The 13568-nt window shown below is 71.4% G+C and carries 14 protein-coding genes and 3 pseudogenes; 7 read left to right on the top strand and 10 right to left on the bottom strand.

Going from position 1 to position 13568, the window contains the following annotated elements; genetic code table 11:
* Positions 1-108 precede the first annotated feature (108 nt).
* Together Prum_RS14855 and Prum_RS14860 are read left to right on the top strand one after the other, a co-directional pair.
* Positions 109-918, top strand: a complete 810-nt coding sequence (locus Prum_RS14855) for an NAD-dependent protein deacetylase (RefSeq protein ID WP_173083753.1) — start codon at positions 109-111, stop codon at positions 916-918.
* Positions 903-1838 (top strand): alpha/beta hydrolase family protein, encoded by a 936-nt coding sequence (locus Prum_RS14860; RefSeq protein ID WP_173077127.1) that lies wholly within the window; start codon positions 903-905, stop codon positions 1836-1838. Before Prum_RS14855 ends, Prum_RS14860 begins: the two co-directional genes overlap by 16 nt.
* On the opposite strand, the gene Prum_RS14865 is transcribed toward Prum_RS14860, so the two are convergent.
* The 3 genes from Prum_RS14865 to Prum_RS14875 form a co-directional block, all read right to left on the bottom strand.
* A complete protein-coding gene (locus Prum_RS14865; protein WP_173077128.1) occupies positions 1835-2788 on the bottom strand; it encodes a zinc-binding dehydrogenase in 954 nt (317 codons plus the stop codon). The genes Prum_RS14860 and Prum_RS14865 overlap by 4 nt on opposite strands.
* Positions 2789-2799: 11 nt before the next feature.
* The gene (locus Prum_RS14870; protein ID WP_173077129.1) at positions 2800-3954 is read right to left on the bottom strand and encodes an NAD(P)-dependent malic enzyme; all 1155 of its coding nucleotides are present in this window, start codon (positions 3952-3954) and stop codon (positions 2800-2802) included.
* Between the two features lie 78 nt (positions 3955-4032).
* A complete protein-coding gene (locus Prum_RS14875) occupies positions 4033-4344 on the bottom strand; it encodes a S24/S26 family peptidase (RefSeq protein WP_173077130.1) in 312 nt (103 codons plus the stop codon).
* Between the two features lie 86 nt (positions 4345-4430).
* Between Prum_RS14875 and sodN the strand changes: the two genes are divergently transcribed.
* The 3 genes from sodN (at position 4431) to Prum_RS14890 (ending at position 5771) form a co-directional block, all read left to right on the top strand.
* Entirely contained in the window at positions 4431-4835 is a 405-nt protein-coding gene (gene sodN, locus Prum_RS14880; RefSeq protein ID WP_173077131.1) for a superoxide dismutase, Ni, read from the top strand.
* A 65-nt stretch (positions 4836-4900) separates the two neighbouring features.
* Positions 4901-5341 carry a GNAT family N-acetyltransferase gene (locus tag Prum_RS14885; protein ID WP_173083755.1) on the top strand — a complete coding sequence of 147 codons (441 nt, stop codon included), beginning with the start codon at positions 4901-4903 and terminating at the stop codon, positions 5339-5341.
* 22 nt (positions 5342-5363) lie between these two features.
* Positions 5364-5771, top strand: a complete 408-nt coding sequence (locus tag Prum_RS14890) for an ATP-binding protein (protein ID WP_173077132.1) — start codon at positions 5364-5366, stop codon at positions 5769-5771.
* 1 nt (position 5772) lies between these two features.
* On the opposite strand, the gene Prum_RS14895 is transcribed toward Prum_RS14890, so the two are convergent.
* Both Prum_RS14895 and Prum_RS14900 read right to left on the bottom strand, forming a co-directional pair.
* Positions 5773-6453 carry a FadR/GntR family transcriptional regulator gene (locus tag Prum_RS14895; RefSeq protein WP_173077133.1) on the bottom strand — a complete coding sequence of 227 codons (681 nt, stop codon included), beginning with the start codon at positions 6451-6453 and terminating at the stop codon, positions 5773-5775.
* A gap of 79 nt (positions 6454-6532) precedes the next feature.
* Positions 6533-6919, bottom strand: coding sequence for a hypothetical protein (locus Prum_RS14900; protein ID WP_246278569.1), 387 nt, complete (start codon positions 6917-6919; stop codon positions 6533-6535).
* A gap of 40 nt (positions 6920-6959) precedes the next feature.
* Here Prum_RS14900 and Prum_RS14905 point away from each other — a divergent pair, with 40 nt between their 5' ends.
* Entirely contained in the window at positions 6960-7883 is a 924-nt protein-coding gene (locus Prum_RS14905) for a diacylglycerol/lipid kinase family protein (RefSeq protein ID WP_173077135.1), read from the top strand.
* A gap of 403 nt (positions 7884-8286) precedes the next feature.
* Positions 8287-8541 carry a WhiB family transcriptional regulator gene (locus Prum_RS14910; RefSeq protein WP_173077136.1) on the top strand — a complete coding sequence of 85 codons (255 nt, stop codon included), beginning with the start codon at positions 8287-8289 and terminating at the stop codon, positions 8539-8541.
* A gap of 83 nt (positions 8542-8624) precedes the next feature.
* On the opposite strand, the pseudogene Prum_RS14915 reads toward Prum_RS14910, so the two are convergent.
* The 5 genes and pseudogenes from Prum_RS14915 to Prum_RS14935 all read right to left on the bottom strand — a co-directional run bounded on the left by Prum_RS14915 (position 8625) and on the right by Prum_RS14935 (position 13549).
* Positions 8625-9361: pseudogene (locus Prum_RS14915) on the bottom strand (sirohydrochlorin chelatase).
* A pseudogene (locus Prum_RS14920) lies at positions 9343-10082 on the bottom strand (phosphoadenylyl-sulfate reductase). The pseudogenes Prum_RS14915 and Prum_RS14920 overlap by 19 nt, the downstream one beginning before the upstream one ends.
* Positions 10079-10237 (bottom strand): hypothetical protein, encoded by a 159-nt coding sequence (locus Prum_RS14925; protein WP_173077137.1) that lies wholly within the window; start codon positions 10235-10237, stop codon positions 10079-10081. The pseudogene Prum_RS14920 and the gene Prum_RS14925 overlap by 4 nt, the downstream one beginning before the upstream one ends.
* Positions 10234-11923, bottom strand: a pseudogene (locus Prum_RS14930) (nitrite/sulfite reductase). Before Prum_RS14930 ends, Prum_RS14925 begins: the two are co-directional and overlap by 4 nt.
* Before the next feature lie 297 nt (positions 11924-12220).
* Positions 12221-13549 carry a glycoside hydrolase domain-containing protein gene (locus Prum_RS14935; RefSeq protein WP_173077138.1) on the bottom strand — a complete coding sequence of 443 codons (1329 nt, stop codon included), beginning with the start codon at positions 13547-13549 and terminating at the stop codon, positions 12221-12223.
* Positions 13550-13568: the final 19 nt, after the last annotated feature.

The following is a 13568-nucleotide window of genomic DNA, read 5'->3' on the forward strand; positions in this document are numbered from 1 at the left end:
GATCAGGGCGTCCCTCAAGTCGCTATAGCGACTTGAGGGACGCCCTGATCACCGTCGTGGGTGAGGCACCATGGATGGGTGATCGACGGGGTAGCCAAGCTGGCCGACATGGTCGCTGAGGGCGGCGTCGCGGTGCTCACCGGCGCCGGCATCTCCACCGAGTCGGGCATTCCCGACTATCGAGGCCCGGACGGCACGATGGTCCGGCGCGCCCCGATGACTTACCAGACGTTCACCCGCGACGCGGCCGCCCGGCGCAGGTACTGGGCCCGCAGCCATGTCGGGTGGCGGACCATCGCCCGCGCCAAGCCCAACGCGGGCCACCGCGCCGTCGCCGAGTTACACGCGTCTGGCCTGCTCAACGGCCTGATCACGCAGAACGTCGACGGCCTGCACCAGTCCGGCGGCAGCCCGGACGTCATCGAACTGCACGGCAACCTCGACCGGGTGGTCTGCCTGGACTGCGGCGACGCGACACCCCGCGCGGAGTTGGACCGCCGGCTGCGCCTGGTCAACCCGGAGTTCCAGGCCACGGTCACCGCGGTCAACCCGGACGGCGACGTCGACCTGCCGGACGAGGCGGTCGACCGGTTCCGGGTCGTGGGCTGCCGGGCCTGCGGGCGAGGCATGCTCAAGCCGGACGTGGTGTTCTTCGGCGAGACGGTGCCGCGACACCGGGTGGACGCGAGCTTCGCGCTCGTCGAGGCCGCCCGGCTACTGCTCATCCTCGGGTCGTCGCTGACAGTGATGTCGGGCCGGCGGTTCGTGCTGCGGGCGGCCAAGCTGGGCATCCCCGTGGCCATCGTCAACCGCGGGCCGACCCGGGGCGACGGCTACGCCGCGCTCACCGTCGACGCGCCGCTCGGCACCGCCCTCCCCGAACTCGTGGCTACCCTTGGGCGATGGCCGACCGCCTGACACGTCCACTGACCGCCCTCGTGGCCGTGCTGGCGGTGGTTGGGTGCTCGGCGGTGGCCGGGTGCTCGGTCTCCGTGCCCCGGCCGGCGCCGAAGGCCACCGGCGCGCCCACCGCGACCGCCAGCGCCGCCGCGCCCATCCTGCCCGGACGGGCGCCGACCGAGGCGTACGACGTGGCGACCCGCCAGCTCAGCCTCAACCGGGACGGCAATCGGGCCCTGCCCGTCACCATCTGGTACCCCGAGGCCGACAGCGGCCGCTTCCCCGTGATCCTGTTCAGCCACGGGCTGGGCGGCCGGCCCGCCGACTACCGGGAGCTGCTGGAGCAGTGGGCGTCGGCCGGGTTCGTGGTCGCCGCGCCGACGTATCCGTACACCAGCCGGGGCAGCGACACCAACCCGCTCGACGTGCTCAACCAGCCGGCCGACGCGTCGTACGTGCTGACCCAGGTGCTCGCGCTGGACAAGCGCGCGGGCGACGCGCTGCGCGGACGCCTGGCCACCGACCGGGTCGCCGCGGCCGGGCACTCGGCGGGCGGCATCACCACCGTCGGCCTCTTCACCGTCGGCCGGGACGAGCGGCTCGACGCCGGCATCGTGCTGGCCGGCAGCGCGCTGGGCATCGGCGTGGGCTTCACCGGCCCGGCGGCGCCGCTGCTGTTCGTGCACGGCGAGCGCGACAACGTCGTGTCGTACGCCTCGGGCAAGGCCGCCTACGACCGCGTGCCCTGGCCGAAGGCGCTGCTCAGCCTGCCGGACGGCGACCATGTGCTGCGGCCGGGCGGCGACGCGTTCGACGTGGTGGCCACCTCGACGGTCGACTTCTGGCGCTGGGCCCTGTACGGCGACGCCAACGCCAAGCGCCGCCTGCCCGCCGACGCGACGAAGGGCGGCGTGGCCACCCTCGACGACCAGCTCTAGCGGGTGTGGTCGAGCACGACCTTGCCAAACAGGTCGCCGGAGTGCAGCCGCGCGAACGCCTTCTCCACCTCGGAGAAGCCGTACACGCGGTCCACCACCGGCTGGATCCCCCGCTCCTGGCAGAGCGCCAGCAGGTCGGCCAGCTCGCCCGGCGTACCCATGGACGAGCCCAGGATCTCCAGCTGCATGGCGAAGACCCGGCGCAGGTTGACCTTCGGCTCGTAGCCCGAGGTCGCCCCGGAGACCACGATCCGGGCGCCGGGCGCGGCCGACTTCAGCGAGTGGTCGAACGTCGCCGCGCCGACCGTCTCGATCACCACGTCGACCCGTTCCGGCAGCCGGGCGCCCGACTCCAGCGCGGTCGCGCCCAGCTCGGCGATGCGTTCCCGCTTCCCGGGATCCCGGCTGGTCGCGTACACCCGCTTGCCGAGCGCGACGGCCAGCACCACCGCGGCGGTGGCGACGCCACCGCCGGCGCCCTGCACGAGCACGGCCTCGCCGTCGGCCACCCGGCCCCGCGTGGTGAGCATCCGGTACGCCGTCAGCCAGGCGGTCGGCAGGCACGCGGCATCCACAAACGACACCCCGGCGGGCTTGGGCACCAGGTTGGCGCGCGGCACCGCCACCCGCTCGGCGAGCGTGCCCGGGTGGCGCTCGGACAGGATCGAGTAGCCGCGCGGGTCGCCCGGGTCGCTGACCACCGGGTAGACGACCACCTCGGCCCCGGACGGATCCACCCCGGCCGCGTCGCACCCGAGGACCATCGGCAGCTGCCCGGCCGACAGGCCCACGCCGCGCAGCGACCACAGGTCGTGGTGGTTGAGCGAGCTGGCCCGAACCTCGACGGTCACCCAGTCGGGCTCGGGCAGCTCAGGCTCGGGCCGCTCGCCGACGGTGAGCGCGGCGAGCGGGTTGGCATCGTCGAACGCTGAGGCGTACGCGGCACGCATACGCCCAGACGTTACCTCCTGGCCACGCCGCCGCGGCGGGCCGCCTCGGCGACCGCTGCGGCTACCGCGGGAGCCACCCGCGGGTCGAGCGCCGACGGCACGAACGCGTCCGGCCGGAGCGCGTCGGCCACGACGCCGGCGATGGCGTCCGCGGCGGCCACCTTCATCCCGTCGGTGACCCGGATCGCGCGGGCCTCCAGGGCGCCCCGGAAGATGCCCGGGAACGCGAGCACGTTGTTGATCTGGTTCGGGAAGTCGCTGCGGCCGGTGGCGACGAGCGCGGCATGCCGGGCCGCCACGTCGGGGTGCACCTCGGGCGTCGGGTTGGCCAGGGCGAAGACGATGCCGTCCGGGGCCATCCCGGCCACCGCCTCCTCGGCGATCTGGCCGCCCGAGACACCGACCAGCACGTCGGCGCCGGCCAGCGCCTCGGCGATCCCGCCGGACCGGCCCGCCGCGTTGGTCGTCGCGGCCAGGTCGGCCTTGACCGGGGTCAGGTCGGAACGTCCACCGTGGATGATCCCGCGCGAGTCGACGACCACCACGTCCTCGGCGTGCACGCCGCCGGCGATCAGCATCTTGGTCACCGCCACGCCGGCCGCGCCCGCGCCGCTGACCACGACGCGCAGGTCGCTCAGCTTGCGGTCGAGCAGTGTGGCCGCGTTGCGGAGCGCGGCGAGCACGACGATCGCCGTACCGTGCTGGTCGTCGTGGAAGACCGGGATGGGCAGCGCGTCGTCCAGCCGGCGCTCGATCTCGAAGCACCGCGGCGCCGAGATGTCCTCGAGGTTGATGCCGCCGAACGACGGCGCGAGCGCGGTGACCACCGAGATGATCTCGTCGACGTCCTGGGTGTCCAGGCAGATCGGCACCGCGTCGACGCCGCCGAACTGCTTGAACAGCACCGCCTTGCCCTCCATGACGGGCATGGCGGCGCGGGCCCCGATGTTGCCGAGCCCGAGTACGGCGGAACCGTCGGTCACGACCGCGACGGTGTGCCCGACCCAGGTGTAGTCGTCGACGAGGTCCGGCTCGGCCGCGATCGCCTCGCAGACCCGGGCGACGCCGGGCGTGTACGCGAGCGACAGGTCGTCGCGGCTGGCCAGCGGAACGGTGGCGGCGATGGCCATCTTGCCGCCACGATGAAGTTCGAAAACGGGATCCATAGTGGTGACTCCCAGCGGTGAGCGACATTGCTTTTCCGCGGTCCCCGAGGTCAGGGGAGAAGAGCGGCGGTCTGGGGGTCACCCGGTCCGAAATTTGAGCATAAACCCCGGGCGCGGCCAATAGCGCAGCACCACCCGCCCCGCCACGTCCGCCACCCCGTACGCCCGGGAGTCGTCCTCGACCAGCTCGTTGTCTCCGCGTACCCACCAGCCGCCGTCCTGCGCGCGGACCGCGCGCTTGACGACCAGCAGGTCCGGCCGTGACCGGAAGGTCGCGACCACGATGTCGCCCGGCCGGACGGCCCGGCCGCCGCGCCGGACCAGCAGCGCGTCCCCGTGGCGCAGCGTGGGGGCCATCGACGGCCCATGCACGAGTACGGCGAACGGCATGGGTGTGTTTCACCTCTCGCACGTAGGGCACACGGACAGGGAGTAGGGTCTTTCCCGGATCATCGCAAACGTCATGGAGGGTCCTTATGCGACTTCCGCGCATTCTTGCTCCGCGCACCGTGGTCAGCGCCCACTGCGATCTGCCGTGTGGCGTCTATGACCCGGCACAGGCGCGGATCGAGGCCGAGTCGGTCAAGGCGATCGCCGAGAAGTACCAGGCGAACACCGACCCCGAGTTCCGCACCCGGGCTCTGATCATCAAGGAGCAGCGGGCCGAACTGGTCAAGCACCACCTGTGGGTGCTGTGGACCGACTACTTCAAGCCGCCACACTTCGAGAAGTACCCGCACCTGCACCAGCTCTTCAACGAGGCGACCAAGCTCGCCGGCGCCGCCGGCGCCAAGGGCTCGGCCGACCCGGCCAAGGCGGAAGAGCTGCTCGCCAAGATCGAGGAGATTTCCAAGATCTTCTGGGAGACCAAGCAGGCGTGACGACCTCCCCAGCGGAGATCACGATACGGCCGGTGCGTCCTGAGGACGTGCCGGCCGTCGTCGCGATGGTCCACGAGCTCGCGGAGTTCGAGCGCGCGCCCGAGCAGTGCCACCTGACCGAGCAGCAGCTGCACGCCGCGCTCTTCGCGCCGCAGCCGGCGCTCTTCGGCCACGTCGCCCTCCGCGGCGACCAGCCGGTCGGGTACGCCCTCTGGTTCCTCAACTACTCCACCTGGGAAGGCGTGCACGGCGTCTACCTGGAGGACATCTACGTACGCCCGGTCGCCCGGGGCACCGGAGCCGGCCGGCTGCTGATGGAGGCCCTGGCGCGGATCTGCGTCGACCGTGGTTACCAGCGGCTTGACTGGGTGGTGCTCAGCTGGAACCCGGCCCGCGACTTCTACGCCTCGCTCGGCGCCACCGTGCTGGACGAATGGCTTCCGTGCCGGCTGTCCGGACCGGCCCTGCACAAACTGGCGACGCGGGAACCCGCCGATCGGTCCTAAGCCGGTAGAGTCGCTGGGCGGGGTGAGTCAGCTGACAGTTCATGTGGAGCCGGTGATCGAAGACGACGTCGTGTTGCTCACCGTGCCGGCCGACGTCGGCTACCTGGGGGTGCTGCGGACAGCGACGGCCGGCCTCGCCGCGCGCCTGCATTTCGCCCTCGACGAGATCGAAGACCTGCGCATCGCGGTCGACGAGGCGTGCGCGATGCTGCTGGCGATCGCGAGCCGGGGCGCCGAGCTGGAGTGCCGCTTCGCCGTCTCGGACGACGCGCTCACCGTCGAGGTCGGGGTCGCCACGATCCGCGGCGCGCGCCTGCCGGCCGAGTCGTCCTTCGCCTGGAAGGTGCTGACCGCGCTCACCACCAGCGCGTCGGCCACCGTCGCCGACAGCCGGGCCACGATCCGCCTGCTAACCCGCCGCGCCCCCTAGGTCAGGGGGTCATCGCGGCGCGGATGTACCCGATGTGGGCGCGCGCGATCGCGGCCGCGCCCTCGGAGTCGCCCGCCACCACGCATTGCAGCAGCGCGCGGTGGTCGGCGTCGATCTGCAGCCAGAACCCCAGCGGCGCCGCCGCGGCCAGCTCCCGCTCGTTGGAGACCTGGTAGAGCGGCCGGCTCAGCAGTTCGAAGAGCGGGTTGCCGGTGGCCGCCACGAGCGCCGTGTGGAACTCCCGGTGGGCGGCCAGCATCCGCTCGACGCTGTCCACGACCGGATCGAAGAGCGCGGCCTCCAGATCGGCCAGCTGCGCCTCGGTACGCCGCAGCGCCGCCTGAGCCGCCGCCGGCACCTCCAGCGACTCGCGCACCTCCAGCAGGTCGCACACGCCCACGGTGGCGGTGTCGAGGAGCAGGTTCAGCCCGGTGGAGAGGGTGTCGGAGAGCTTCTCCGGGCTGGGGTGGGCGACGAAGCTGCCCCCGGTCACCCCACGCAGTGTCACGATCAGGTGCTCGCTGGCGAGCAGCCGGAGCGCCTCCCGTACGGTGCTGCGGCTCACGCCCGAGCGGGCACACAGCTCGGGTTCGGTCGGGAGCCGCTCGCCCTGCCGTAGCCGCCCCGAGGTGATCTCGGCGCGGAGGCCCTCCGCGAGCGTCTGGTACGCCGGTGGCCGCACTGCCCCTCAACACTCACGGCGTCACTCTATGTGCAGTTGGCGGCGAAAAGCGGCTGGTCTGGCCGTTTGGGTGCCGTGTTCAACCCAGCCCGAGGGCCTTGGTGCTCGATGGGGTGACCAGCAGGACCCCCACGAGGACAGCCAGCACGATGATCGGCGCGCCCAGCCAGGCCAGCCCACCCTGGATCATGAAGTAGCCGATCGGCAGCAACATCAACTGGAGCACGATGGCCGGGCCGCGGGCCCCGGAACGGCGGCGGGCGAGGGCCCGGGCGAGCACGAAGAGCAGGGCGGCGCCGGCGGCCGCGAACCCGGTCACGAAGATCGCGACCACGATGTCGTTGGCGGTGCCGGTGAGGTCCTCGTACACCAGGTAGGCGGCGACCAGGGCGACAGCCGCCGCCTCACCGATCAGCAGCCACACCGCCCAGCGCAGCGGTCCGGGGAGCTCGGAGGAGTCCTGCATCACGCGCACACCCTACTCGGCAAGGGGTAGTGTCCCGGCCATGCGGGCGTTACTGGTCGTCAACCCCAAGGCGACCACCACCAGCGAACGCGCGCGCGACGTCCTGGTGCGCGCGCTCCGCAGCGAATTCGACCTGACGGTGCAGCACACGCGCCGGCGCGGGCACGCCACCACGCTGGCCCGGGAAGCGGCCGCCGCGGGCGTCGAGGTACTGGTCACCCTGGGCGGCGACGGCACCATCAACGAGGCCGTCAACGGCCTGATGGAGGGCTCTTCGCCGGAGACCCGGCCGGCCCTGGCCGTGGTGCCGGGCGGCTCTACGAACGTCTTCGCGCGCGCCCTCGGGCTGCCGAAGGACTGGGCCGAGGGCACCAGCATGATCCTGGAGGCCCTGCACAAGGGCCGGGTACGCACGATCGGGCTGGGCAAGGCGGACGACCGGTACTTCACGTTCTGCGCCGGGCTGGGGCTGGACGCCTCGGTCGTACGGCGGGTGGAGCAGGCACGGCTGCGCGGGCGTACGTCCAAGCCGTCGCTCTACCTCCGCTCGGCGGTCAACCAGTACTTCCTGGCGATGGACCGCCGGCACCCGGCGATCTCGCTGGAGCGCCCCGCCGAGCCGGTCGAGGGCGAGCTGTCCACAGTAATCATTCAAAACACCGCACCCTGGACGTACCTCGGAGACCGGGCGATCGATCCCAACCCGGACGCATCGTTCGATCTTGGACTTGACGTGCTGGCACTTCGTCGGCTAAGGGTACCGAGCACGGCACGCACAGTGACGCAGCTGCTGTCCGGCCGGCTCGACCCGCATGGACCGCAGGTGCTGCGGCTCCACGACATGTCCGAGTTCACGCTGCTCGCGAGCCGTCCGCAGGCGTTCCAGCTGGACGGCGACTACCTCGGCGAGCGAGAAAAGGTGCGATTCACGAGCGTCCCGGCCGCACTGCGCGTAATCTGCTGAGGGGCCGGCACGCTCCCCCACCCCAAGGAAGTACGCCGGAAATGTCGGCAATGCGGCGTGGACTGTACTACATTGATTAGTGGCTGTCGCAGGCCGGGTGCCGACGTAGGGTTGAAACCCGGACAAAGGGGATGTGGGCTTGCTCACCCGCTCAGATTTTTTCCGAGCGTTCCCCTTGACATCGCGGTAGTTCGTGAAAGTATTCACAAGCGAACTGAGTTACCGGGACGTTGCGTGAACGCGCTCGTAGTGCGACGAGTTCATGCAGCTACCAGCGCCACATAGCCTGCTAACGCGCTGCCGACCATATGGACGCTCGTTGTCACGGTCGACACCGCGGACGCATATAGGGAAGATCCACCGCATTTACTGCCATCGATCCAGAACGAGGAGTGTTGCCGCCATGGACTGGCGCCACCATGCTGTCTGCCGCGACGAGGACCCGGAGCTGTTCTTCCCGATCGGGACGTCCGGCCCGGCGCTCCTGCAGGTCGAGCAGGCGAAGGCCGTCTGCCGGCGCTGTGCCGTGACCGACGAGTGCCTCCAGTGGGCACTTGAATCTGGTCAGGACGCCGGCGTCTGGGGCGGGATGAGCGAAGAGGAACGGCGCGCGGTCAAGCGTCGTGGTGGCCTCCGGGTCCGCGCTCACTCTGCCTGAACAAAAACGCACTAAACCCCAGCATCAACGCCCGGGCGAGCAGGCCAACCGGGGCGTTTTGCTGTGCCCGACGCAGGGGTCACTCAAGCGGCGGCGGGGAGCTCGGAGAGGCGAGCGGCGTCGGCGCGGCGTAGGACCAGAGCGGCCAGCTCGGGAGCGCCCTCCAACGGAGCGGCCACTGCCACCGCGCCCGCCGACAGGGCCGATGCCACCACCGTGTCGTGGAGCAGGCCCGGGGCCAGGAAGTAGGACGCCACGCCGATCCGGCGAGCCCCCGTGCCCTAAGCGCCTCGACCGCCTCGGCGCCCGTCGGTGCGGCGGCCGAGGCGTACGCCACCTGGGCCGGCACGCCCAGCGAGGCACCGAGCGCGTCAGCCGCCTCGGCCACGGTGTGCCGGGCGGCCGCGTCCCGGGTGCCGGCGGCGGCCAGCACGACCCCGTCGAACCCGGACCCGGCAACGGCCAAGCGCCGGCGCAGCCCGGCAAGGAGCAGGTCGTTCACCGGGCTGAGCACGTCGGCCACCGCCACCGGGATCCGTACGCCGGCCGAGCGCACCGCCTCGGGCACGTCCACCCGACCGTGGTACGCGGCCGTGAGCAGCAGCGGCACCATGGTCACCCGGTCGTGGCCGGCCGCCTCCAGCGCGCCGAGCACCTGACCCGGCCGCGGCAGCGTGTGATCCAGGTACGAGGCGCGCACGTCCAGCCCGGGTCGGGCCGCCGCCACCGCCCGGACGAGCGCCCGGGTCGCCCGAGCCGCCCGCGGATCGCGACTCCCGTGGGCGACAAGAACAAGCGGCGTCACGTATGCAGACCGCACTCGGTCTTCTCGAACATCGCCCAGCGGCCGGCCCGTGCGTCCTCGCCGGCCTTGGTACGCCCCGTGCACGGCCAGCACCCGATCGAGGTGTAGCCCTTCTTGAACAGCTCGTTGACCGGCACGTTCCACCGGGAGATGTACGCGTCGACGTCGGCCTGGCTCCACGCCGCGATCGGGTTGACCTTGATCTTGCCGCGCTTGGCGTCGAAGGCCACCACCGGCGTGTTGGCGCGGGTCGGCGACTCGTCGCGGCGCAGCCCGGCCGCCCACGCGTCGTAGTCGGCCAGCGCGCGCTCCAGCGGCTCGACCTTACGCAGGAAGCAGCACTCGTCCGGGCTCCGGTTGAACAGGCGCGGGCCGTACTCGCCGTCCTGCTGGCCGACGGTCAGCCGCGGCCGGATCGACCGCACGTTGACCGGCAGCGTGGCGGCCACGATGTCGCGCACCTTGAGCGTCTCCGGGAAGTGCAGCCCGGTGTCCAGGAACACCACGTCGACACCCGGGCCACCCGGGACACCACGTGCGCCAGCACCGCGTCGGCCATCGAGCTGGTGACGCAGAACCGGTCGCCGAACGTCTCGGCCGCCCAGCGGGCGATCTCCTCGGCCGGGGCGCCCTCCAGGTCGCGAGCGGCACCCTCCGCGAGCCGGCGCAGCTCCTCCGACCGATCCCGGGCAGGAGCGCCGAGCAATCCCAGGCCAACCGCGCTCACGGGACTCACCGCGACACCACCTTTCGCACCAGACCGACGAACTTGACCGAGAAGGCACGCGCACAACCCCGGCACTCCCACGTGCCAGGCCCCTCCTCGGACGGGCGCAGGTCTTCGTCGCCGCAGTACGGGCAGTACAGGGGTGCGGCTCGTTGATCACTCATCGAAGTGCCTCCTCGTCTACCCTCATGACCCAGTGCGCGAACGCCTCGCCCTCGGTCCGGTCGCCCAGGTAGCGGCGGGCCAGGCGTTCGACGTACTCGGGAAGCTCGTCCGCGGTGGTCTTGAGACCGCGCAGCTTGCGCCCGAAGCCGGCGGTCTGGCCTTCGGCCATGCCGAGGCCGCCGCCGAGGTGCACCTGGAAGCCCTCCACCTGCTGGCCGTCCGGACCCATCACGATCTGGCCCTTGAGGCCGATGTCGGCGGTCTGGGTGCGGGCGCAGGCGTTCGGGCAGCCGTTGATGTGGATCGTGATGTCGGCGTCCATGTCGGCGAGCCGCTCTTCGAGGCGGGCGACGAGCTCCTCGCCGCGCCGCTTGGTCTCGACGATCGCGAGCTTGCAGAACTCGATGCCGGTGCAGGCCATCGTGCCGCGCCGCCACGTCGACGGCTGGGCTTCCAGACCGATCTTGCGCAGCGCCGCCACCAGCGACTCGACCCGATCTTGCTCGACGTCGAGGACCAGCAGCTTCTGGTACGGCGTGAGCGCCACCCGCCCGCTCCCGTGCGCGGCGACAATGTCGGCGAGCTGGACCAGCTGGGTGCCGGACACCCGGCCCACCACCGGAGCGGCGCCCACGTAGAAACGGCCGTCGGCCTGGGCGTGCACGCCGATGTGGTCGATCGGCTTGTCGGGCAGCTGGGGCGCCGGCCCGTCGACGAGGCTGCGGCCCAGGTACTCCTTTTCCAGCACCTCGCGGAAGCGCTCCACGCCCCAGTCGGCGACCAGGAACTTCAGCCGGGCGCGGTGGCGCAGCCGCCGGTAGCCGTAGTCGCGGAAGATGCTGATCACGCCGGCCCACACCTCGGGCACCTCGCCGATCGGCACCCACACGCCGAGGCGCTGGGCGAGCATCGGGTTGGTCGACAGGCCGCCGCCCACCCACAGGTCGAACCCGGGACCGAACTCGGGTGGTCCACGCCGAGGAACGAGATGTCGTTCACCTCGTACGGCATGTCGGCCAGCCACGAGATCGACGACTTGAACTTGCGCGGCAGGTTGGAGAACGCGGGGTCACCCACGTACCGCTCGACGATCGCGTCGATCGCCGGCGTGGCGTCGAGCTTTTCGTCGGCGGAGATCCCCGCCACCGGGCTGCCCAGCACCACCCGTGGGCAGTCGCCGCACGCCTCGGTGGTCTGCAGCCCCACCGCTTCGAGCTGCCGCCAGATCGCCGGCATGTCCTCGATCCGGATCCAGTGGAGCTGGATGTTCTGCCGGTCCGTGATGTCGGCGCTGTCCCGGGCGAACCGCCGGGAGATGTCCGCGATCGTGCGCAGCTGGTCGAGGTCGAGCTGACCGCCGTCGACCCGGATGCGGAGCATGAAGTACTCGTCGTCCAGCTCGTGCGGCTCCAGGATGGCCGTACGACCGCCGTCGATCCCCGGCTTGCGCTGGGTGTAGAGCCCCACCAGCGGAACCGTCCACGCAGGTCCTGCGGGTCGATCGAGTCGAAGCCGCGGTGCGCGTAGATGTTCTCGATCCGGGCCCGCACGTTGAGCGGGTTGTCGTCCTTCTTGGTGCGCTCGTTCGGATTGAGCGGCTCCCGGTGCCCGAGCGCCCACTGCCCCTCGCCGCGCGCCTTACGTGGGCGTGCGGCCGGTCGGCCCGATGCGCTTGTGACCGCCATCGTGGGCGTCCTCCGTCTGTGCTTCAGGGGATGGACGCGCATATGCGAACGGCTGCATCATTGGGCCGGCGCGGTGCGCGCCCTTTGGTGGTCTGGAAACCAGGGCGGCGTCAGTGAGCCGGACAGATCGCGCTGCGAACGCGGCCGTAGTCAACGTGACGCCGGGAGGTCAATCCCAGCGACACGGCACGGCGCTCAGCTACGGTCACGTCGATTAGCTTCTCACAGCCACCCCGGCCAGCCAACCGGACGCCCAGATGCCGGGAGTGTGGTTTGTAACACCTCGGCAACAGGTGATCACCCTATGGAGCGCCTGCCGAGGATCGGCGTGGGGGATCCGGGGCAGCCGGTACCCAGGCATTTGACCGGCACGGCGGCGGCCACGTCGAGCTGGTTGCTGTCGATGTTGATCGTCACGCCGCCGTGCGTCTCCTTGTGATCCCCCGCGTACTGCTTGATCCGCTGCGCCGGCCACCAGTACGAGGCCGGGACGCCAGAGTCCAGGACGGTGGCGACCCCGTCCCAGCGCGCGAAGTCGATCTGGTCCGGACGCGTGTACGCCGCGTTGCTGTAGTTCGCCACCAGGTCGGTGATGGCGGCCGAGACGCTGCTGTAGACCGACGAGCGGTAGCCCCGCTCGTGCAGCCGCACCGTCCACGCCGACAGGAACTCCAGCACCGCCTTGCTGCAGTCGGCGCCGCGGGCGTACCACTCCATGTCCTCGATGATCACGCTGCCGCGCGCCATGCCCAGCGCGGCGGCCTTGTTGGCTGCGTCGTCGGCGGCCGCCCGGCCCTGGGCGGGCGCGTTGGCCGGGTCGATCCGGTTGGCGAAGCTGGTGCAGGGCGCCTGCAGGCCGACGTAGATCGGGAAGATGCGCCAACCCTTGGCCGCCTGCCGGGACACCCACTCCGCCGTGAGGTTGGGCTGCGCGCAGCCCCGCGACGCACCACCGATGTAGACCCCGATCGCCCGGTACGGCGAGGACAGCCACGCGTCCATGGAGGCGGACGACGGTGCGGTGCAGGCGTCGAAGCCCTTGCCGGCGAAGCTGCCCGGGACCTCGACCGCGGCCGCCGTCAGGGCGGTCCCGGCCACCGCCCCGGTGGTCAGCGTCGCCGCCCGGGCACCCGACGCGACGGACGAGCCACCCACGATGCGCTCCACCACGGCCCGGTCCGTCCCGTACGTGGCGGTCACCAGGACGCCCGCGCCCTCGACCGCGACGGAGACCGCACCGTCCGCTGTGGACTCGAGGCTGGCCGGCGCCTTCTTGCCGGCCGGCACCCGCACGACGCCCGTGCCCGCCGTACGGGCGGAGGTCGCGTCGATCGGCTCGATCAGCAGGGCCTCGGTCTTGCCGATCAGGCGGGCCGGACAGTCCTGTGTGGACCCCGGGTGGCCCAGGTAGACCGCGTGGCGGTCGAAGCGCACGCACGCCTTCGGGGTCTTGGCCAGGTCGATCACGGGCCACGACCGGGGCACGTTCACCGTGAGACCTCGGTACGTCACGGACTTGGTCGGCGCCGACCAGGCGGACGCCATCGGGATGACGGTTACCGAAGCCGCGACCGCCAGCCCAACAGTGGTGCCGCCCAACAGCAGCCTTTGCACGCGACGTCGCATCGACCGTTTCCCCCCTCAA

Source organism: Phytohabitans rumicis, from assembly GCF_011764445.1.
Taxonomy (GTDB): domain Bacteria; phylum Actinomycetota; class Actinomycetes; order Mycobacteriales; family Micromonosporaceae; genus Phytohabitans; species Phytohabitans rumicis.